At 56.1% G+C, this 18,226-nt stretch carries 18 protein-coding genes and 1 tRNA gene; 3 read left to right on the plus strand and 16 right to left on the minus strand.

Translation table 11 applies throughout. The features are described 5' to 3' along the window. Nucleotides 1-60: 60 nt before the first annotated feature. A complete protein-coding gene (locus tag HMPREF3135_RS05820; RefSeq protein ID WP_083280622.1) occupies nt 61-1,710 on the minus strand; it encodes a DHA2 family efflux MFS transporter permease subunit in 1,650 nt (549 codons plus the stop codon). 257 nt (nt 1,711-1,967) lie between these two features. Here HMPREF3135_RS05820 and HMPREF3135_RS05825 point away from each other — a divergent pair. Continuing rightward, a tRNA-Ile gene (locus tag HMPREF3135_RS05825) sits at nt 1,968-2,041 on the plus strand. Here HMPREF3135_RS05825 and HMPREF3135_RS11655 read toward each other — a convergent pair. The 6 genes from HMPREF3135_RS11655 to HMPREF3135_RS05845 all read right to left on the minus strand — a co-directional run bounded on the left by HMPREF3135_RS11655 (nt 2,001) and on the right by HMPREF3135_RS05845 (nt 5,538). Continuing rightward, nucleotides 2,001-2,933: a tyrosine-type recombinase/integrase gene (locus HMPREF3135_RS11655; RefSeq protein ID WP_368664792.1), complete on the minus strand. Its 933-nt coding sequence runs from the start codon at nt 2,931-2,933 to the stop codon at nt 2,001-2,003. The genes HMPREF3135_RS05825 and HMPREF3135_RS11655 overlap by 41 nt on opposite strands. Then, nucleotides 2,933-3,193, minus strand: a complete 261-nt coding sequence (locus HMPREF3135_RS11660) for a helix-turn-helix domain-containing protein (protein WP_083280623.1) — start codon at nt 3,191-3,193, stop codon at nt 2,933-2,935. Before HMPREF3135_RS11660 ends, HMPREF3135_RS11655 begins: the two co-directional genes overlap by 1 nt. Before the next feature lie 123 nt (nt 3,194-3,316). Further along, nucleotides 3,317-3,775: a hypothetical protein gene (locus HMPREF3135_RS05830; protein ID WP_070438653.1), complete on the minus strand. Its 459-nt coding sequence runs from the start codon at nt 3,773-3,775 to the stop codon at nt 3,317-3,319. After that, complete coding sequence (locus tag HMPREF3135_RS05835; RefSeq protein ID WP_070438656.1) at nt 3,768-4,577, minus strand: FtsK/SpoIIIE domain-containing protein; 810 nt, start codon at nt 4,575-4,577, stop codon at nt 3,768-3,770. The genes HMPREF3135_RS05830 and HMPREF3135_RS05835 overlap by 8 nt, the downstream gene beginning before the upstream one ends. Continuing rightward, nucleotides 4,574-5,065 carry a hypothetical protein gene (locus tag HMPREF3135_RS05840; protein ID WP_070438659.1) on the minus strand — a complete coding sequence of 164 codons (492 nt, stop codon included), beginning with the start codon at nt 5,063-5,065 and terminating at the stop codon, nt 4,574-4,576. The genes HMPREF3135_RS05835 and HMPREF3135_RS05840 overlap by 4 nt, the downstream gene beginning before the upstream one ends. 119 nt (nt 5,066-5,184) lie before the next feature. Continuing rightward, nucleotides 5,185-5,538: a hypothetical protein gene (locus HMPREF3135_RS05845; protein WP_070438662.1), complete on the minus strand. Its 354-nt coding sequence runs from the start codon at nt 5,536-5,538 to the stop codon at nt 5,185-5,187. 87 nt (nt 5,539-5,625) lie between these two features. Between HMPREF3135_RS05845 and HMPREF3135_RS05850 the strand changes: the two genes are divergently transcribed. Continuing rightward, nucleotides 5,626-6,057, plus strand: a complete 432-nt coding sequence (locus HMPREF3135_RS05850) for a helix-turn-helix domain-containing protein (RefSeq protein WP_168163234.1) — start codon at nt 5,626-5,628, stop codon at nt 6,055-6,057. A gap of 5 nt (nt 6,058-6,062) precedes the next feature. Here the strand turns inward: HMPREF3135_RS05850 and HMPREF3135_RS05855 are convergent, their stop codons facing one another. Together HMPREF3135_RS05855 and HMPREF3135_RS05860 are read right to left on the minus strand one after the other, a co-directional pair. Beyond that, nucleotides 6,063-7,622 carry a rolling circle replication-associated protein gene (locus HMPREF3135_RS05855; RefSeq protein WP_070438668.1) on the minus strand — a complete coding sequence of 520 codons (1,560 nt, stop codon included), beginning with the start codon at nt 7,620-7,622 and terminating at the stop codon, nt 6,063-6,065. Between the two features lie 543 nt (nt 7,623-8,165). After that, on the minus strand, nt 8,166-8,732 hold the full coding sequence (locus tag HMPREF3135_RS05860; RefSeq protein WP_038625984.1) for a thymidine kinase: 567 nt from the start codon (nt 8,730-8,732) through the stop codon (nt 8,166-8,168). Nucleotides 8,733-8,826: 94 nt separating this feature from the next. On the opposite strand from HMPREF3135_RS05860, the gene HMPREF3135_RS05865 reads away from it, so the two are divergent. Continuing rightward, the gene (locus HMPREF3135_RS05865) at nt 8,827-9,831 is read left to right on the plus strand and encodes a PfkB family carbohydrate kinase (protein WP_070429154.1); all 1,005 of its coding nucleotides are present in this window, start codon (nt 8,827-8,829) and stop codon (nt 9,829-9,831) included. A 78-nt stretch (nt 9,832-9,909) separates the two neighbouring features. On the opposite strand, the gene HMPREF3135_RS05870 is transcribed toward HMPREF3135_RS05865, so the two are convergent. From HMPREF3135_RS05870 to HMPREF3135_RS05900, 7 genes are all read right to left on the minus strand, one after another. Next, the gene (locus tag HMPREF3135_RS05870; RefSeq protein ID WP_049189607.1) at nt 9,910-10,542 is read right to left on the minus strand and encodes a MusI family membrane protein; all 633 of its coding nucleotides are present in this window, start codon (nt 10,540-10,542) and stop codon (nt 9,910-9,912) included. Between the two features lie 115 nt (nt 10,543-10,657). Next, the gene (locus tag HMPREF3135_RS05875; RefSeq protein WP_042389412.1) at nt 10,658-11,554 is read right to left on the minus strand and encodes a carbohydrate ABC transporter permease; all 897 of its coding nucleotides are present in this window, start codon (nt 11,552-11,554) and stop codon (nt 10,658-10,660) included. A gap of 18 nt (nt 11,555-11,572) precedes the next feature. After that, nucleotides 11,573-12,418, minus strand: coding sequence for a carbohydrate ABC transporter permease (locus HMPREF3135_RS05880; RefSeq protein ID WP_016423090.1), 846 nt, complete (start codon nt 12,416-12,418; stop codon nt 11,573-11,575). Between the two features lie 179 nt (nt 12,419-12,597). Further along, complete coding sequence (locus HMPREF3135_RS05885) at nt 12,598-13,926, minus strand: ABC transporter substrate-binding protein (RefSeq protein ID WP_042388805.1); 1,329 nt, start codon at nt 13,924-13,926, stop codon at nt 12,598-12,600. Between the two features lie 480 nt (nt 13,927-14,406). Beyond that, nucleotides 14,407-15,618 carry a DUF4032 domain-containing protein gene (locus tag HMPREF3135_RS05890; RefSeq protein ID WP_172620277.1) on the minus strand — a complete coding sequence of 404 codons (1,212 nt, stop codon included), beginning with the start codon at nt 15,616-15,618 and terminating at the stop codon, nt 14,407-14,409. Between the two features lie 81 nt (nt 15,619-15,699). Next, complete coding sequence (locus HMPREF3135_RS05895) at nt 15,700-16,836, minus strand: ABC transporter ATP-binding protein (RefSeq protein ID WP_070438671.1); 1,137 nt, start codon at nt 16,834-16,836, stop codon at nt 15,700-15,702. Between the two features lie 97 nt (nt 16,837-16,933). Then, complete coding sequence (locus tag HMPREF3135_RS05900) at nt 16,934-18,208, minus strand: PhoH family protein (protein ID WP_042388806.1); 1,275 nt, start codon at nt 18,206-18,208, stop codon at nt 16,934-16,936. Nucleotides 18,209-18,226 lie beyond the last annotated feature (18 nt).

Genomic DNA, 18,226 nt, shown 5'->3' on the forward strand with positions numbered 1-18,226 from the left:
GTGACACCAATTTCCAACACAAGCTCACGACCGAATATTCCGAATCTTTAATTCGATTTCTCAGCTTGCTTGCGCATTCTCAGCCTGCCTGCGCAACTGCAGTACCTTCAGCGAGCAGAGGAAGCCAATAGTCAACGCGCCGACAGCGGAATACAGCGCAAACTGCGTGGCATGTGCAAACGCATTTGTCAGCGGCACCAACACACCGTCGGGAGCACCCTGCGCACGCAGACCAATCAGCATCGAGCCGGCGGAATCCTTCAGCCCCTGCCCCATCTGCTCCAGGCCCGGCGACAGCTTCGCGATCTCACGATCCAGCCCAATCGTCAGCGCCATACCACCGAGCGCAGCACCGAGCGCCGAACCAATCTGCCGAATCGTCGACTGCGTTGCCGATGCCTGCCCCGACAGCCGCACCGGAATATCACCAAGCACCAACGAGGTCAGCTGCGCCGATGCCAGACCAAGACCCAGACCGTAGACAATCAATGCAAACACAACCAGCCACAGCGGCAGGTCAACGCGCTCTTCGGCCGCCAACTGCAGCGAACCAAAGACCTCGAGACCAAGGCCCACAATCACCACACCGGCCGGGGTAATCCGAGCTGCCAGATGACGCGCCATGGCACCTGCGAAGAACGCACCGAGAGCCATTGCTGCCAGGACCAGGCCGGTTGCGATCGTCGATAAGCCAATCGCCGACACCAGGTAGAGCGGCAGCACGAAGACCAGCGCGAACTCACCCACCGCGACAAGCATCGCCGTGGTATTCCCCCAGCTGAACGTGGCGTAGGAGAACATCGACACGTCCAACAGCGCAGGATCCGCGTTCTTCCGACGACTGTTTTCCCACAGCACGAAAGCGACAAGCACCACCGCACCAACTAAGAGCGTGACGACGGGTGCGGAGGGAAAAGCAAACCCTATCTTGGCGCCTTGAATGATGCCGAAGACCACGGCACCAAAGCCAATTCCAGACAACACCAGGCCAAGGACATCGAAGCGACCCGCGCCATTGGTATCGCCTGCGGTGTTCGGCACCCAGCGCAGCGCAAGGACGAAAAGCACGACGGCGATGGGCACGTTGACCCAGAAGATAGCTTCCCAACCAGCAAACTGCGTAAGCACGCCACCCAGGAGTGGGCCGACTGCTGCAGCACCAGACATGACCGCACCCCAGATGCCGAATGCGGTGGCACGATCTTTATCACGGAATAGTGCGTTCACGCTGGACAGTGTTGATGGCAGAATGCACGCGCCACCAATGCCTTGGATGACGCGGGCAATGACCAGTGGCGCCAAGTCTGTGGAAAGTGCGGCCACGACGGAGCCGACCGTGAAGATGACCAGACCGACGAGAAAAAGCGTTCGACGGCCGAAGCGGTCGCCAGCGCGGCCAGAGGTCAGGAGTAGTGCGGCGAAAACGACCGAGTAGATCGTGGTAATCCACTGCGCGCCCACGATGTCAAGGCCCAGCTCCGAAATGATGGTCGGCAATGAAACACCAACGATGGTGCCGTCCAGGACAATCATGCCGAGGCCAACCGCGAGCACGAGCAACCCCCACCACCGCTGTGGCGAGGCCCCGAACTCAGCAATCTGATCCTCGTTGGCGATTGCCATGACGGGGGTGCCCTTCGCTTTCGCTGTGGCACCGGTTTGTGCGTCGACTGAGACGTCGGCGCTGCTCAAGGAAGGTTTTGTACTCATAGGATTAATGCTAGAAGTGTCCTAGGGCTGATTCATCAACCGAAAGTCGTAACTTTGCGGAAAGATCAGCTTCGTTGAGCACAGGGATTGCCTTCGTTGGCACGGAAATACTTTGCTTCATTGAAACTGTGCAATGGCAGCCGAACCCGCTGGGTATAGGGCTTTTATCACCGCACGGTGGCAGATTGCTATGATGCTATGAGGTTTTGGGCATTGGTTCATAGTGCTTAATTGTCACTTCATAGTGCCCAATCCTTGCCCCTATAGCTCAGTCGGTTAGAGCAGAGGACTCATAATCCTTTTGTCCCAGGTTCGAGCCCTGGTGGGGGCACTACTCCCGAAATCGCATCCTGCAGCGACACGGACAAATTTTCGAGGTCACCACTGACCACCCCCGCGTAGTGCTTGAGCGTCGTGGTCGCATCCGAATGCCCAAGGTGAGCCGCAACGACCTGCGGAGCAACACCCGACCTGAGAGCAAGGGTCGCGCACGTATCACGGAGCGCATGAGGTGTGATTTTCCTCACACCCGCACGGGCACACGCAGGCTGCAATGCCCTCGCCGTCCAGTTCGTCCTATGAACCGGAGTACCAACAGCCGAAGTAAACAACAACTCAGTCTGACACTGGTCAGCAAACCCCCGAAGACGCTCCATCACAAAACGCGGGAGGTACACCCGACGACGCTGATGAGTTTTGCCGTCAGACCGCAGCCACCCGCCACCACGAGCAGGGATAAGACCGCCCGAGACCATGATGTACTCATCGTGCACCGACGCGGGTTTTAGAGCTGTAACCTCGGAAAACCGCAATCCCCCATAGACCAAGACCTCGAAAATCAGCAGGTCACGACCCGACAGCTGTGCGGACACTCGCTGTACCTCATCCGGGGAAAGCGGGTCAGGCAGCGCCCTAGTGGCAGGCGGCATTTTCACTAGCTTCGCCGGCGAGGACTTCACATAGCCCTCAATCTCCGCCAGCCGGTACACCTGGCGAACAATAGAAAGCGCCTGCCGCACCTGGTGGTAAGCGTGGGGCGCGGTCTCCATCACCCAACCCTGCACATCTCGATACGTAATCTGATCAAGCCGCAAATTTCCAAACACGGGTTTAAGATAGTGCTCCAGCAGCCACCGATAATCCTCAGCGGTTTTCTCTGCAACAGGATGCATCGCCAGCCACTCAGCCGCATAATCGCTAAAATACGGTGCCTGACCAGCCATTATTGTTCACGCACCTTACCAGACGCATACGCGTCCACACTCTCAGGGACATAACGAACTAGCTCGCCAACCTGCATATACTGCGGACCGACTCCGCGGTCACGCCACCGCATCAACGTCTGACGAGACACCCCCAACCGACGAGCAACCTCACCGGGGGTCAAAAGAGAAGCCATTTTTCTAAAACCAACTTTCAAAAAAGAAACGAAATCAGAACTAAAACAAGGTAAAGGTGCGCCCGCCGTCGCGGGCGCGGTCATTGAGGAGACACAAGAGAGGCGCGGGGTCACCACACCTAGACGACGGAGAACAAAGTCACCTGGTCACCCGCCCTATCGGGGCAGGGACAAAGGGGCTTCGCCCCTCTGTACTCCCCACTGGGGCTAGGTAGCCAACCGCACAACACAGCGACCAGGGGTCACCTCACCCGTAACGCGATTCACATCTTCGTACGGCATACAGACACGCTCTGTAGGAGCAGCATAGGGAGCCGTAACCGGCGATACCTGCAGGTCAGACGGGTTTTTCGACATACTGTACAGGCGCTCCACCTGTACCAGCGCGTCCCGAGCATTTTCACACTGACGCGCTCTCACGTCCGCAAAAAGTTCGTCGGTCGGGTCAAAGGAACACGCCTCTTCCGCAGCCTCGCGGGACTGAGCGATTTGACACTTGCCGTGGTCTACAAAAATGCCGGAACAAGCTTGCTCCACGCTATCCGCAGGGGTAGATGACGGAGCCGACGCACCGGAACCACCAGCCAGAGCACCCGTGAGCACCAGGGCACCGACACCGACAACCGCAGTCGCAGCAATCGCCACCGTCGCAGCATTTTTACTCATGATTTTCCTCCAAAAGTGGTGCGTGACCTGTGTAAATGCGGTCACGCACGGTTTCTACATAGGTCGAGTAGTCCGGGTTAGGGGTCTGGAACCAAACCAAACCTTGCCCGTTATCGGAAAGAACACCGCGCCCAGGACGCAAACCCACGATGCGAGACACGTCCTCCCTTTCCGGTGCATCGAGCAACATTTTCACCGAATCCGCATTATCCTGCCGATAGGTAATCCGCACGGAATACTGAGCGCGGTCGTGGAGAATCGCGGCTTCCGGTCTTTGCAAGATCGTGAAGACATCGATCCCAACTTTTGCACCCTCACGGAGCAGTGACCCCACAAGCGCAACGATTTGAGCACGAAGTTTCTTACCGTCTTTACCGGAAGATTCCGCCATGACCAGCAGGTTTGCGTATTCCTCAAGGACGACCACCACGGCAGGCATCTCTGTGGAAAAGTTCTCGACTTTTTCCGCCCAGCCGAGCGCTGCAATGCGCTCCCGCATGACCGCTACTAGGCGCTCCAGTAGTGAAATCGCGCGATTCAGAAAATCGTCGTCAGAACCAAGAACAAAATCACCGGGACGCTCCGAAAAAACCTTCAGAGGTTTGAGCAAACCCGCCGACGGGTCGATGCCGGTGTACTGAATCCAGGGAGTGAGAGTGCCAGCGATAATCGACTGGCTCCCCTTGCTTTTACCTGTTCGGGTAATACCAGCAATGACGACATGTCCCACGTCCGTCGGGTCCCAAATGACCGGCTGCCCATCCTCATCGACCGCCCACGGACGCTCACGAGTGAGTGTCACAGAAAATCACCGCCGAGATTCGACTCAAACGCGTCACGCGTGACAGCACGAACCACCACACGACCAGGCGATTTACGCTCTACCACCGTGTCCGAGACACCATCAATGGCAACCCATTCACCACCACGGCGAATAGCTTTTTCGATATCCCCCGCGTCAATACCAATAGGCAACTGCAAAACCACCTCGACACCACGAGAAGTTTTTTCCGCACGAACCGGACGAGGATACCGCCGAAGTTCCGGCTCCGCCCCAGTCTCATCACCAGAGAAAACCCCGGTCGCTTCGAAAAAATCTTTCACACTCTCCGGGTCACCCCAACGCAACATAAACTCTTGCTCATGCTCGCGAAGATCGGAACGCTCCGATTCAGTCAGCATTTTCAGACCAGCAGGAACCGCAGGGTGACGATGCTCATAAATCGATGCCAGCGCATACACCGCGATGAAACACACCGCGCACAGAACGACAATCGAGACAAAATCCATTTTTTTGGACTCCTCATATATAGATGGAACAACAAATAAGGGAGGGGCTCCTCGTCGGTTCTCCCCTGGCGAACCGCACCAGCGTCCAATGGTGCGGAACCCACAGGTGAACCGTTTTCCTACTTCAGACGCAGCATGTCCGCGTAGGAACCAATAGCCTCAACAGCCGAGGCAGTGACCGCGTATCGAAGTTGTGCGAAATTTCCATCGGCGCGGGCACCAACCTCAACGAACCCGTCCTTTGCGACGAGAATGCTGAATGCCGGGAGAGTGAATGGGCGCGGGAGCGTCAGAGACACCTCGACGGCTTCCCCGTTCCAGACCGCGGGGAGACCCATGACGCGGTATAGCTCGTGACCTGCGTCATCGCGCTTGATGGTGTCAGTACGCTTGCCGTCGACGTACTCATAGATAGGGCGGGCTTCCTGCTCGCCAGTGGTGATAATGCGGACAGTATTTGCTGGGAACTGCATGCTGACCCAACCTTTCTTGTGAGTGGTTTTCCACTCACTTAGTGATGAAAAAAAGGAGGCGACCTGCCGAGCACCGATTCACTGATTTTGTCCGATACTCTTTTTCCTTCTGACAAACAGTATAACACAAAACCACTCACGCGCGCGGTAAACCTCTCAACCTGGCATTTTACCGCCGAACGTCGTATCCTACTGCTCATGAAAGCCATGGGAAATACGGTTGCGCGCGAGGGTCGCAGACTCGCAGAAGAACTCGGAAAATCAATAAAAACGCAAGGCAATATCGACGCCAGCGTGCAAGCCAACATCAACGCGGTAAAAAGATTGCTTGAGCAGGAAGAACAGGGAAGAAAATTAATCTACATGTTCACTGCACTCACAGCCGCCTACCCCGGAGTCACACAAAGACAACTCGCGGCCGAGTTCGGAATCTCGCAAGCCTCAATTAGGGACTGGATAAAAAAGGGAAATGTTCACATCGCCGAGGAAATGGCGGAAGAAAACTCACCCGAGCGGTAAACCGCTCAACTCACGCGAGAAAAAACAGACCCCCGCATACCTACAGGTGGCGAATCGAGCACACTACCACCCATAGCCTGTAACGACCTCACAAGATCCCTTACTAGCGCTACCGTGCCATGCAAATCCTCGGTGAGCACCCAACCGGCGTGAAAATTCCCCCGAAAACGACGCTTACCAGGGAACTTTGCTGCACAGCAACGCTGTAAGAGCCGACCCCATGCCACAAACTCCTCACGACTCACCAGCACAGTGCGGACCTCTTTTTTAATACCGAGGACACCCCAAAACCTGCCAACGCTTTCGCCACTATGACTCCACTCCCACGGCGGAAGATTCTGATACTCCTTAGTAGCAAACTTGCTATCCTTGGACGCATATTTCAAAAAGTAGCCAGCGACGTTCTTCGCGCTGCTAAATTTTTCGATTTGATCTACGCCGGTTCCAGCGTAGAGGTGATTGACGTAGTCCATACCTTCCGCGCCGACTACCTCCGCCCAGGCAATAGACAGCCACTCGCGGAAAAACATCTGGTCAGTCTCCGTAATAAACGGGGACTCTTTCTCGCGGGCGATTCCCCAGGTGGGAATCAACATCAAAACATGCAGATGGGGAGCCCCTCGCTTCTGAAATTCGCGTTTCCAAATGCCCTGCATACGGACACCCCACGCGCGGTAAAACCGTTCCTGAAGTGCAGCAAAGTGCTTTCGCGCGACCTGAGCGTTTGGTACATAGTCCAGCCACTTTTTCCCCGCACCCGGATACGTCAGAGTGACCATCGCCATTGAAAAATCGGACGACTCCGACAAGGAAATGACCGGCTCCCAATCCAGTTCCGCACACGTTTTCAGCATTCGCCGACGACTCTTCGCCGACCAGTGTCTAATTTTCCGAGGGGACTTTTTCTCACCCAAAACATCATCAAATAATGCCATGAGTCGCCAGAACACCCACTGCGGACACGAACCGCGAACCAACTCATCGTAGTGCCACTGCAACGTGTCAAAATCAAAATCTTTTTTCAACCGCGTCTCATCGGCAACGAACTCCAAAACCGCAAGGTCATGCCCAATCGCCGGCTCCGTTTCTAGAAGCCGTTGCGCCTGCTTACTCCCCACAACCCCGGGCTCCTCACCCCGCAGACCCCTTTCCCGCCTACTATCCACTAACCACCCGGACTGATCCTCCAACCGGCGAAGAATATCCTCCATCGCGTCATAAAGACCGACAACCTTGCGACGGAAAGCAACCTCCTCACTAACACGAGCACATTCGCGCTCCTCCCTTTCCTGGGCAGCAATGCGCGCATCGAGCGCCTGAAGGTCACGACACGAAAGCTGAATAGTTCCCGGAGAAACATGGACTACGTAATCCCGAGGGGTACGTGACTCAAGCGCACTAGGGAGTTTTTCCCGCAGTTCTCGAATAAGCGCCCCATCACCTGCTGAGGTGTCAAGTACCACAGGCGACAGCCACGAGGTCACAGAGTCCATATCCGCTACCGAGGTCAACATCTTTTCTAATCCGCTTTCTCTGTTATCCTTTTTTCTTTTCCCCTTTTCCACACCTCCGTGGAGATGTGGCACACAAGACAAGCCCTGTGCCACTCGCACCTCACGCGCCTGTCGGCGCTGTTCGGCGCGCCCCCTGCTCCCAGTCACTCCGCCTGCGCTCACACTCGCTCGCACTCTCACTACGCCGTCGTTCCCTTTCGGTCGCGGACGTCGGCGGGCTTGCGCGTGCGACCGTTGGTCGTTCGCGCCCGCCTAGCCCTGCTCCCTCGCAGTCCACTAGGCTCCGCTCCCGTTTCGCTCGGTGTCGCTTGGACTCCATTGGTCGCGGGGGCAAAATGTTTTTAGGGTGAGTAGCCCGGTTCTAGATTGAGTGGAAAACCACTCAATCGGGGGTAGGGAAAAATATTTGATTTGCATACAGTATAGCACCGTGCTAGCACATCACGGTGCGCCGGTTTTCAGCGATAAACACGAAATCTGTAAAACCGCAGGTCAGCCCCGCTAATCAAAAAAAAGTAACGGGAGCGGTTGACTCATAATCCTTTTGTCGCAGGTTCGAGCCCTGCTGGGGGCACTAAAAACTCCGGGTTCACCTCACGCCCACTTCCCCGACATCCGGTTGTAACAGCTGGCGCACAGGGAGATGTACTTCGGCGCTTCGAGTGCCTCAATTTCCACGGTTTCGCCGTCGAGGATAATGCTGCCGTCCGGATTCAACCGTGCAGTAAAGATGGCCTTCTGCCCACAAGTGCAGATTGTCTTAATTTCCTCAATGGTGTGGGCAACTTCGAGCAATCGCTGGGAGCCTGGAAAGGCATGGGTGCGAAAGTCGGTACGCAGGCCGTAGCAGAGCACCGGGGTACCGCGAAGGGTAATGCCCAGCAACTGATCGACCTGGTCAGGGGTAAGAAACTGTGCTTCATCGATGATAAGGCAATCGTGGCCGTCGGCAAGCGAGGAGAGGTCATCGCCGTCGTGGATGAGGTGCGCGCGTTCCGCGATTCCGATGCGGGAGTGCACGTCACCATCAGCCAAAGTATCCACGGCCGGCTTGGCGATCAACGGTCGCATGTCGCGCTCGCGGTAGTTGTGGGCGACGCGGAGGACCTCGATGGATTTTCCGCTGTTCATGGTTCCGTAGCGGAAGTACAGTTTTGCCATAGCCATCGATTGTAGGGCATCGATTCGCGGGCTCTGACGGCTGTAAACTCGGGCCGCCAACACGGATTTGAATTCCCGACTATCCTATATTTTTATGCAGCCGATTCCTGACCTGAATGAGAATCCAACAGTTGTTGTATGTGGATCTATCCACCTAGATACCCTGGTACAGGTCGATAGCGTACCCGCAGAAGGTGGCACGCTCATCGTTGATGACGGCACGAATATGCTGGGCGGCAAGGGCGCCAACCAGGCCGTTGCTATCGCTTATAACGGTGTCCGTGCGATCATGGCCGGAACTGTTGGCGAGGACCGCGCAGCGGATTTCGTGGTCGAGGAACTCAACGCACACGGCGTAGATGTCCACTCCATTCAGACTTCCTGGGATTTGCCGACCGGCAGCGCTTTCGTCGCAACGAACCGCAAGGGTCGCCCGGTGATTTTTGTCCAGCGCGGTGCCGATGCGCTAACCGACCCCACCGATTTCGTCGACGAGTTCGCATCAGCGGATGTCGTGCTCGCGCAAGGCGAGCTACTTCCGGAAGCAACTGAGGCCATCGCGTCCGTCGCATCCATGTACAGCGCGCGTCTGGTACTGAACCTCAATCCGGTCGTAACCGTTACACCTGCGCTGATTGACCATGCAGATCCGCTGATCGTCAACATGAAGGGCGCCTGGGAAACAATCCGTCGCCTGGACATCGCCGAGGGCATCCGCGCTACCGACTACCGCGCACAGCTCGAGGCACTTCTGCAGTACTGCCCCAGTGTCGTCATGCTCCGGGGCGACCACGGCTGTCTCTTCGCACAGCACTCCGACGGTCTCGACGACGAGCCGACAATCTACGAGCACCCCGCGCTCAAGCTGCCAGAGGAGAAGATTGTCGACGGCACTGGCTCCGGTGATGCGTTCGTCGGCACGCTCACCGCGGAACTGGCTAAGGGCACCTCGCTTTACGACGCCGTCCCCCTGGCCACCGCAGCAGGCGCAGCAGCTGTACAGGCGGTCGGCGCATGCTCCGCTTTTGCACGTCGCGAAAAACTGCTGGAGATGGTCGAGGCGGAGGATTTTCCCTCTGTGAAAGAGTACGCGGGCTAAGAATTGTCAACAGCCTGGTGTGCGAGCTGGCACCGATTAAGTCAGTGCCAGCCGGGCCAGTGGGGCCAGCGGGAGAACCTACCCAGCATTGTCTGGCAGAACGGGCTCAAGCGCCAGCATCACCAAGTACCAACTCAACGCGTACCCGATGAGGAAGACATAGGTAGCAATCGCGTAGATTTTCGCCGGGAAAAAGAATATGGCCGCGGGCACGATGAGAAGCGCCAAAACTGCGAGCGCAGTCCGCGGCAGGTTTTTGACGGTCATGCTGGTGGCCGTTGCCAGGGTTCGGCGTAGCGACGACTGACCGTCGGAAAGCGAGCACAGCGAGTAGACCCACGCGGTAATTCCCAGCAGGATTAGCGCCCCGGAGGTAACTCCTGCGGCGAAGATCAGGCCGACAGTGCCGAGGTCCGCGCGGGAGATAACGTAAAACTCATAGCCAATGCCACTGGCGAGAACCAAGGTGAATAGCCACCACACGGTTGGTGTGCGCCAATTGTCCAACAGTGCGCGCAAGAAGCGCCGTACGGGCCTTGAGCCTTCGTCACGGACCATGTCGCGAGCGACTACTACTCCAGCGCGAGTTGCGGCGCCTGCAGTGACTATCGGGATGGATGCGACGATCATCAGCAGGTTGATGATTACAAGGTCTGCTAACAGCGACCAGGCTGCGTAGAACTTTGTATCGGTGCTGAAAAATCTATCCACGGGTTCATATCCTAATAAAGGCTGATTAACAGACGAAAGCCTCAACCTACGCGGTTGAGGCTTTCGCTTTCGTAAAACGCGGTGCTTGGCGTCCTATGCGCTAACGCTTAGGCAGCTATCCCTTAACGGCACCCGCAGCAACACCCTCGATAATGTGCTTCTGGGTGGCGACGTAGAAAATCACAATCGGAATGATTGCGAGCACCAGCATTGCCATCATCGCGCCAAGGTCACGGTTACCGTTGGAGCCAACGAAGCTCTGCACGACAACCGGGATGGTCTTGTACTTAGTAGACAGGCCAATGACCAGGTACGGCAGCAGGTAGTCGTTCCATACCCACATAGCGTTCAGAATGGCGACAGTCACTGCAGTCGGCTTGAGCATGGGCAAAACGATGCGGAAGTAGTTCTGCATCGGAGATGCGCCATCAATCATCGCGGCTTCCTCGATGTCAATCGGGATGGACTTGATGAAGCCGGCAAACATGAAGACCGACAAGCCGGAGCCAAAGCCCAAGTAGAGAACCACGATGCCGATTGGGTTGTTCAAATGCAGCATGTCGGCGATCTTGACGGTCGGGAACATCACCATCTGGAACGGGATGACCATCGAGAACACAAACAGGTAATACAGCAGCGAGGTCCACCACGTCTTCACTCGCGTGATGTAGTAAGCCGTCATCGCAGAGAAGAACACAATCGCAATAACCGAGAGGATCGTGATGACAAAGGACCACACGATCGCCCAGCCGAAGCCCTCCTTCATCAGGCCGACGGCGTAGTTTTCGAACCCGACCCACATGTCACCTAGTGGCAGCTGGAAGGGGTTATCTGAAATTGCGAACTTGGACTTGAACGAGTTGAAGATAATGAACGCGATTGGCCCCAAGAACACGACGGTCAAAAACACCAGAATCGCGTAGATGATGACCTTAGATACGCCTCCCACCTTGGCCTCGTCCTGCTTAGCGGGCTTGGCCTTGGGGAGCTTGGTGGCCGTTTCAGTGGTCATTGCAGCGTCGACAGACATTTATGCCTCCACTTCCTTGCTGCGAGTAGCACGCAGCTGCAGCATCGCGATCGCTACGACCACGACGACGAATATTACTGCCTTGGCTTGACCAACGCCCTCCACACCAATTCGGTTGAACATGGTGTTGACGATGTTCAGAGCAACCATTTCTGTCTCTGAACCCGGCGCACCATTGGTCAGGGCCAAGTTTTGATCGAAGAGTTTGAAAGTGTTCGACAGAGTCAAGAAGAGGCAAATGGTAATCGATGGCATGACCATCGGGATAGTAACGTGCCGCAGAATCTCCCAGCGTCCGGCGCCATCAATCTCCGCAGCTTCGATGAGCTCCGGTGGGACATTCTGCAGACCGGCAATATAGATAATCATCATGTAACCGACCAGCTGCCAGTTGATGAGGATGATCAGACCGGCGTAACCGAACTTCCAGTCGGACACAATCGTCGTACCGTACGATGCCAGCACGGCGTTAATCATCGACTGCCAGGTATAACCGAGCACGATGCCACCGATAAGGTTCGGCATGAAGAAGACTGTGCGGAAGAAGTTCGTGCCCTTCAGCTTGCGCGTCAGAATCCATGCGATCCAGAACGCGAACAAGTTCACAGTAATGATGGAAACAACAACCACCATGAGAGTGAATCCGAAGGAGGCGACGAAGCCCTCGCGCTCACTAAAGGCCTTCTGGTAGTTCTCGATACCAACCCACTGCGCATTAGTGATGGTTGTGAAGTCAGTAAATGATAGGAAGAAACCGATAACGAACGGCACCAGGAACGCGATTGCAAAGGCAATCAGCGTGGGTAGCACGAAAATTGGGAAATACTTTTTCAATGTTGCTTGCATCTACAACACCGCTCCTAAAGCTAAAGGCGGAGCCCGGTGCCTCGAGACCGGTTTAACAGGTCACCGAGCCCCGAGCTCCGCCTTGCCATTGGATGAACTCATTCCGTCGGTTGTTCATGCGCGAGAAGCTTTCGCTTCACACTCACCGATGGAATGGATCACCATTGATTTGCTGGTATTTAATTGTTCGGAGATTCCGCATTCCAGCTGTCGGCGAAAGTCTCGACAACCTTGTCCCACGGCATCTTTCCGGAAGCGTACTGCGCCAGCGCTGCGCCAAAATCATCCTTGAACTGCTGCGACGGGAAGTACTGGAAGTCCCACGGGATGGTGGTCAGGTCCTCGTTCTCAATTGCTGCGGCCACTTCCTTGGCCAGCGGGTCATTCGGAGTGTCGGCTTCAGTGAAGTTCTGGAACGGAGCGATGAATCCGAGATCCTCGACGACGTACTTCTTGCCCTCATCGGTGTTGAACAGCCAATTGACGAAGTCCTTCGTTGCCTTTTGGGAAGCCTCCGAAGCCTTGGAGTTGACCGTCAGGTAGTTCTCAGTACCAACCGAGATGCCGGTCTTATCCTCGTCCTTCAGGCCCATGTACATAGGCATGAACTTAATCTTGTCCTGCTTGACCACGTTGCCGGAGACATCGTTGATCTGGGACCATGCCCAGTTGCCATTCTGAACCATAGCGGCCTTGCCCTGGGCGAATTCCGCCATCGAGTCGGACACAGCCTTCGACGGGGCCAGAGTCTTTTCGACAGTGGAGTTATTCAGGTACAGATCAAAGAGGTTCTTGAACTCCTTGTTGTACTTGAACTTCACATCAGCGGTTTCCTTGGTGCCAAGGTCCTCGAATTCATAATGAACCGGTCCGTTGGCCAAGTGTGTCTGCCAGCGCCAATCCTCACCGGATGCAAGCGAGGTGGAAGCGAAGGTGCCGGAAATCCCCAGCTTGTCCTTCTTGGCCTGCATGTCCTCAGCAACTTCCTTCAGCTTTCCGAAGGCCTTAATCTCGTCGATGCTCTTGGCCTTGGCATCGGGCAGCGCGAAGTACTTGTCCATGATCTCTTCGTTATAGATCAGGCCAAACCCCTCGACTGCAAACGGGACGCCGTATACCTTGCCGTCCTCGCCCTTCAGCGGCTCGATGCCCTCGTTGAGGTTTTGTGCGATCTCAGTGTCAGACATGTCTGCCATGTATTCCTGCCAAGTACGCAGGCCCGCCGGACCATTGACTTGGAACAGTGTTGGCGCGTCCTTTTTACCAATCTCGGCCTTCAGAGTTTGCTCATAGGAATTCGAAGCAGCAGTAACGACCTTGACCTGGACACCAGTCTTGTCAGTGTATGCCTTCGCAATCTTCTGATATGCGGCATCCTGCTCCGGCTTGAAGTTAAGGAAGTAGACACCACCATCTGCAACCGCATCATCACTCGAGCACGCAACCAAACCAGCGGTTGCCATCAGGCCTGCTGCACACAGAGCTGAAAGGCGCTTGAAGTTCTTCACTATATTTTCTCCCTTGAGAAGAAAGGCCACTTCAATGGCATCCTCCGAGCAATTCGGACGAATATTTGCCAGCAGCCGTGGCCTAATTGGATTATCCCGCCCTGCGGCTAGAAGTAGCCTTTCATGCGAACTTCGACGCCACCCACGCGGGTATTCGGTCTCACCAAAATCTTACTTGACCAAAACCAATTTAGGTTGGCCTTCAGCCAGCTGTGAACAAATGCAAAGGAGAAAAATAGCAAAAGCTCTCGAAAGCACACCTAGAATTTGAGCTGTTTTCGAGCTGTTTTCGCTGAACAGAGCCGCCTACCGGCACCAAAGTAAGCACCTGGCCGCGACAATCACACGCAGACCCGACAACCACCCGACCACCAAAAGCACCCCTGTTTGGCGTGAATGTATATTTTTATAATATCCTGGCGAGTCGTTTACTTGTCACTTTTGAAATAATCGTACGCTCGACAGTCTGCTTCTAGAGAGCTACTCGACCTCATCGCTCGCCGGAAGATATACGGACTCGTCGCGATGCCCGGGCAACACTCGGTCTACGTAGCTCTGCACCGCTTCTTGAAGCGGCACATCCGCACGGCGTTTTTCTGCCATGTACCAGCGATGCTCCAAGACCTCGTGGAAAACCTGCGCATCCTGCAGCCTTCCACGCAGCCCCTCGGGCACAGCCAGGATTGTGGCCTCGAAAACTTCACGCAGCCATCGGTGCGCAACCTGCTCTAGCGGAACCCCTTCAAGACCTTCCGCCAACCGAAAGGTCTGCATACTATTGAGCATCCGCCTCGCTTGCCGTTCTTGAACATCCAACCCCGTCAGTCGCATTAACTGCCTATGGTGATGCCCTGCGTCAACCACTCGTGGTCGGAACACAACGCGGCCACCATCACTGGTGACTTTCAGCTCGCCAACATCGAAACCGAGGTCGTTGAGCCTGCGAATCCGCTCATCGACAAGCCAAGGCTCCTCAACACCAATAGATTCTTCCCCCGTCAGCTCTTGCCACAGGTCCTCATAACGCTCAATAATGCGCCTACCCACCGCAATTACGTCCAACTCAGGATCGAGGAATCCGCCGGCCTGCAGATCCATGAGCTCTCCGATGATGTTGGTATGGGCAACGTCAACGTCGTAAAGCCTGCGGGAATCTGAGAGTGTGCCTTGCAAATCTCCCGTTTCCGCGTCGACAAGGTAGGCGGAGAAAGCGTCTGCGTCACGACGAAACAACGTGTTCGACAGCGACACGTCGCCCCAGTAAAAACCAAGGAGATGTAACCGAACTAGCAGGACTACCAGCGAGTCAATCAGGCGGACCACAGTTTCGCGGGTGACCTGTTGAGAAAAAACTGCACGATACGGCAGCGAATACTCGAGATGTTCTGTGACGAGTGCCGCAGTTAACGGTTCGCCATCTGGATCCTTGCGGCCAGTAATGACCGCGAGCGGGCGAACCGATGGAGCACCGAGCCTGACCAGGTCACGCAGCATTCGATACTCATGATGAGCAGTGAACTCACCAATTTCTTTCACTGCAATGACGCGGTCATCCAAGTTGACGAATCGAACAATGTGCCGCGAAATTCCCTGAGGTAGGGCGGCCAACAAATCGTCTGGCCACTGTTCCAGAGGTATATGCCAAGGAAGGCGCAAAAGCTTTGAAGCCACCGTTGTCGCGGCTATTTTCATAGTTTCCGACACGGTGGCTCCTAAAACTGTCTTACTGTCCCACTGCCCTACCAGCTACTCATTTCATCTAAACGAAAGAGTTTAGGCCGGAAGGCGCATACCAGTCGACTTCGAGAACAGGTGCAGCATGCCCGGACGAATCTTGCCGTAAACTACCGAGCCCAACTGCGGCGCGGTGCGCGGGGCGGTACGAATAACCACCTGACCGTGTTCCTCTTCGTCCGGGTTAGAGGAAGATCCGGAGCTCAATGCTCCGCCACCGACGAGATCGCCATACATGAATGCATCGGAGCCCAATTCCTCGACCAAGTTAACCTGCACCGGAATGACGTCATCGCCCGGCCCCTCGACCAGGTCGAATGCCTCCGGACGGAAGCCCACGATAATCTGGTTCTGATCCTCCGGCACGATTGCAGCAAGTGTGGCTTCCGGCAGCTTAATCTTGGCCTCACCCAACGTGGCGTAACCATTAGAGACGTTGAACGTGCCCAGGTTCATCGCAGGCAAGCCAATGAAGCCCGCGACGAATTCGTTTGCCGGGGTTTCGTAGAGTTCCCGCGGGGTACCGACCTGCTGCAGAACACCGAAGTTAATGACCGCGATGCGGTCGCCCATGGTCAGCGCCTCAGTCTGGTCGTGGGTGACATACATGGTGGTCACACCCATCCGACGCTGCATGGCCGCAATCTGAGTACGGGTTTGAACACGCAGCTTCGCGTCCAGGTTCGACAACGGCTCGTCCATCAGGAACACCTGCGGCTTGCGCACAATCGCACGCCCCATTGCCACACGCTGACGCTGACCACCGGATAGAGCCTTAGGCTTACGATCCAGGAACTGAGTTAGATCCAGGGTCTTCGCAGCTTCTTCGACACGACGGTCAATCTCGTCCTTGTCCACACCAGCAATCTTGAGCGCGAAGCCCATGTTCTCGCGCACCGTCATATGCGGGTACAGTGCGTAGTTCTGGAAGACCATCGCAATATCGCGATCCTTGGGCGAGACATTGGTCACATCACGATCTCCAATGAAAATCTTGCCCTCATTGACCTCTTCCAGACCGGCAAGCATGCGCAGTGTTGTGGACTTACCACAACCGGAGGGGCCCACCAGAACCAGGAACTCGCCATCGGCAATTTCCAAGTTGAACTTGTCCACAGAAGGCTTCGTCGCACCAGGGTAAATGCGAGTGGCATCAGCAAAAGTCACAGTAGCCATGTGAATACAAACCTTTCATCGGCAGGTACGTGCCGAACGATCCGAGTGAAAGTAACCGCAGGAACAGCTCCTACGTATCTGCCTCACAAGCTTACTCTTAATCGAGTAGTCCCGTAACGAGCTCCGCAATCTTCGAGCGCTCCGAGCGCTTCAGCGTGATGTGTGCAAAAAGCTCGTTGCCCTTGAGTTTTTCAATCACCGCCTGCACGCCGTCATGGCGGCCGACGCGCAGGTTGTCACGCTGCGCCACATCGTGCGTAAGGATGACTCGGGAATTGCTACCAAGACGCGACAGCACCGTCAGCAGTACGTTGCGCTCCAGCGACTGTGCCTCATCGACAATCACGAAGCTGTCATGCAGGCTACGACCGCGAATGTGTGTCAGTGGCAGTACCTCCAGCATGTCGCGCGAGGCAATCTCATCCATCACGTTGTCTGAAACCAATCCCTCCAGGGTGTCGTAAACAGCCTGCGCCCACGGGTTCATCTTTTCGTCCTCACTACCTGGCAGGTAGCCAAGGTTCTGACCACCTACCGCGTAGAGCGGACGGAACACCACAATCCGGCGATGCAGTCCGCGCTCCAGCACCGACTCCAGTCCCGCGCACAGCGCAAGCGCCGACTTACCCGTACCGGCTCGGCCGCCGAGGGACACAATCCCCACCGAGTCATCCAACAGCAGGTCAAGCGCCACACGCTGCTCCGCCGACCGCCCCTTCAGGCCAAACGCCTCCGTATCGCCCCGCACAAGCTTGACGACGCCCGGGGCGCTCACCCGTGCCAGCGCAGACTGGCTACCAGCGCTGAGCTGCACGCCGCAGTGCAGCGGCTGATCCTGGATCTGCTCGAGCTCAAGGAACCCATTGGCGAAGAGACGATCAATTTCCTCCGGGTCGACGTCTACTTCCACCATTCCCGAGTACCCAGTCAGAACGACGTCCTGGGCGCGGTAATCGTCGGCAGGCAAGCCGACCGCACCAGCCTTGACGCGAAGCGGAATGTCCTTGGTGACCAGCACGACATCATGTCCATCGTGCTGAAGATTAAGGGCGCAAGCGAGAATGCGGTGATCGTTTTCGGCGGTGCGGAAGCCTGCGGGAAGGATGGAGGGATCGGAGTGGTTGAGCTCAATATGCATAAACCCGCCAAGATCATTGGCGGGCACAGGCCGGTCCAGGTGGCCGTAGCGGTAACGCAGCTCTTCGAGGAAACGGAGCGCTTCTCGGGCGAACCACCCCAGCTCTGGGTGGTGGCGCTTGGCCTCCAACTCACTCACCACGACCAGCGGAAGCACAACTTGGTGCTCATCGAACTTCTTGGTGGCGTGGGGATCGGACAGCAGGACCGAGGTATCAAGCACGTAGGTACGCATGCCCTCAGGCTAAAAGTC

Source organism: Corynebacterium sp. HMSC14H10, assembly GCF_001807105.1.
GTDB lineage: Bacteria > Actinomycetota > Actinomycetes > Mycobacteriales > Mycobacteriaceae > Corynebacterium > Corynebacterium jeikeium_D.

Coding starts and splice junctions, on each gene's coding strand:
- HMPREF3135_RS05820 (WP_083280622.1), bottom strand. CDS start 1,710: ATGAGTACAAAACCTTCCTTGAGCAGCGCCGACGTCTCAGTCGACGCA.
- HMPREF3135_RS11655 (WP_368664792.1), bottom strand. CDS start 2,933: ATGGCTGGTCAGGCACCGTATTTTAGCGATTATGCGGCTGAGTGGCTG.
- HMPREF3135_RS11660 (WP_083280623.1), bottom strand. CDS start 3,193: ATGACCGCGCCCGCGACGGCGGGCGCACCTTTACCTTGTTTTAGTTCT.
- HMPREF3135_RS05830 (WP_070438653.1), bottom strand. CDS start 3,775: ATGAGTAAAAATGCTGCGACGGTGGCGATTGCTGCGACTGCGGTTGTC.
- HMPREF3135_RS05840 (WP_070438659.1), bottom strand. CDS start 5,065: ATGGATTTTGTCTCGATTGTCGTTCTGTGCGCGGTGTGTTTCATCGCG.
- HMPREF3135_RS05845 (WP_070438662.1), bottom strand. CDS start 5,538: ATGCAGTTCCCAGCAAATACTGTCCGCATTATCACCACTGGCGAGCAG.
- HMPREF3135_RS05860 (WP_038625984.1), bottom strand. CDS start 8,732: ATGGCAAAACTGTACTTCCGCTACGGAACCATGAACAGCGGAAAATCC.
- HMPREF3135_RS05865 (WP_070429154.1), top strand. CDS start 8,827: ATGCAGCCGATTCCTGACCTGAATGAGAATCCAACAGTTGTTGTATGT.
- HMPREF3135_RS05875 (WP_042389412.1), bottom strand. CDS start 11,554: ATGACCACTGAAACGGCCACCAAGCTCCCCAAGGCCAAGCCCGCTAAG.
- HMPREF3135_RS05880 (WP_016423090.1), bottom strand. CDS start 12,418: ATGCAAGCAACATTGAAAAAGTATTTCCCAATTTTCGTGCTACCCACG.
- HMPREF3135_RS05890 (WP_172620277.1), bottom strand. CDS start 15,618: ATGAAAATAGCCGCGACAACGGTGGCTTCAAAGCTTTTGCGCCTTCCT.
- HMPREF3135_RS05895 (WP_070438671.1), bottom strand. CDS start 16,836: ATGGCTACTGTGACTTTTGCTGATGCCACTCGCATTTACCCTGGTGCG.
- HMPREF3135_RS05900 (WP_042388806.1), bottom strand. CDS start 18,208: ATGCGTACCTACGTGCTTGATACCTCGGTCCTGCTGTCCGATCCCCAC.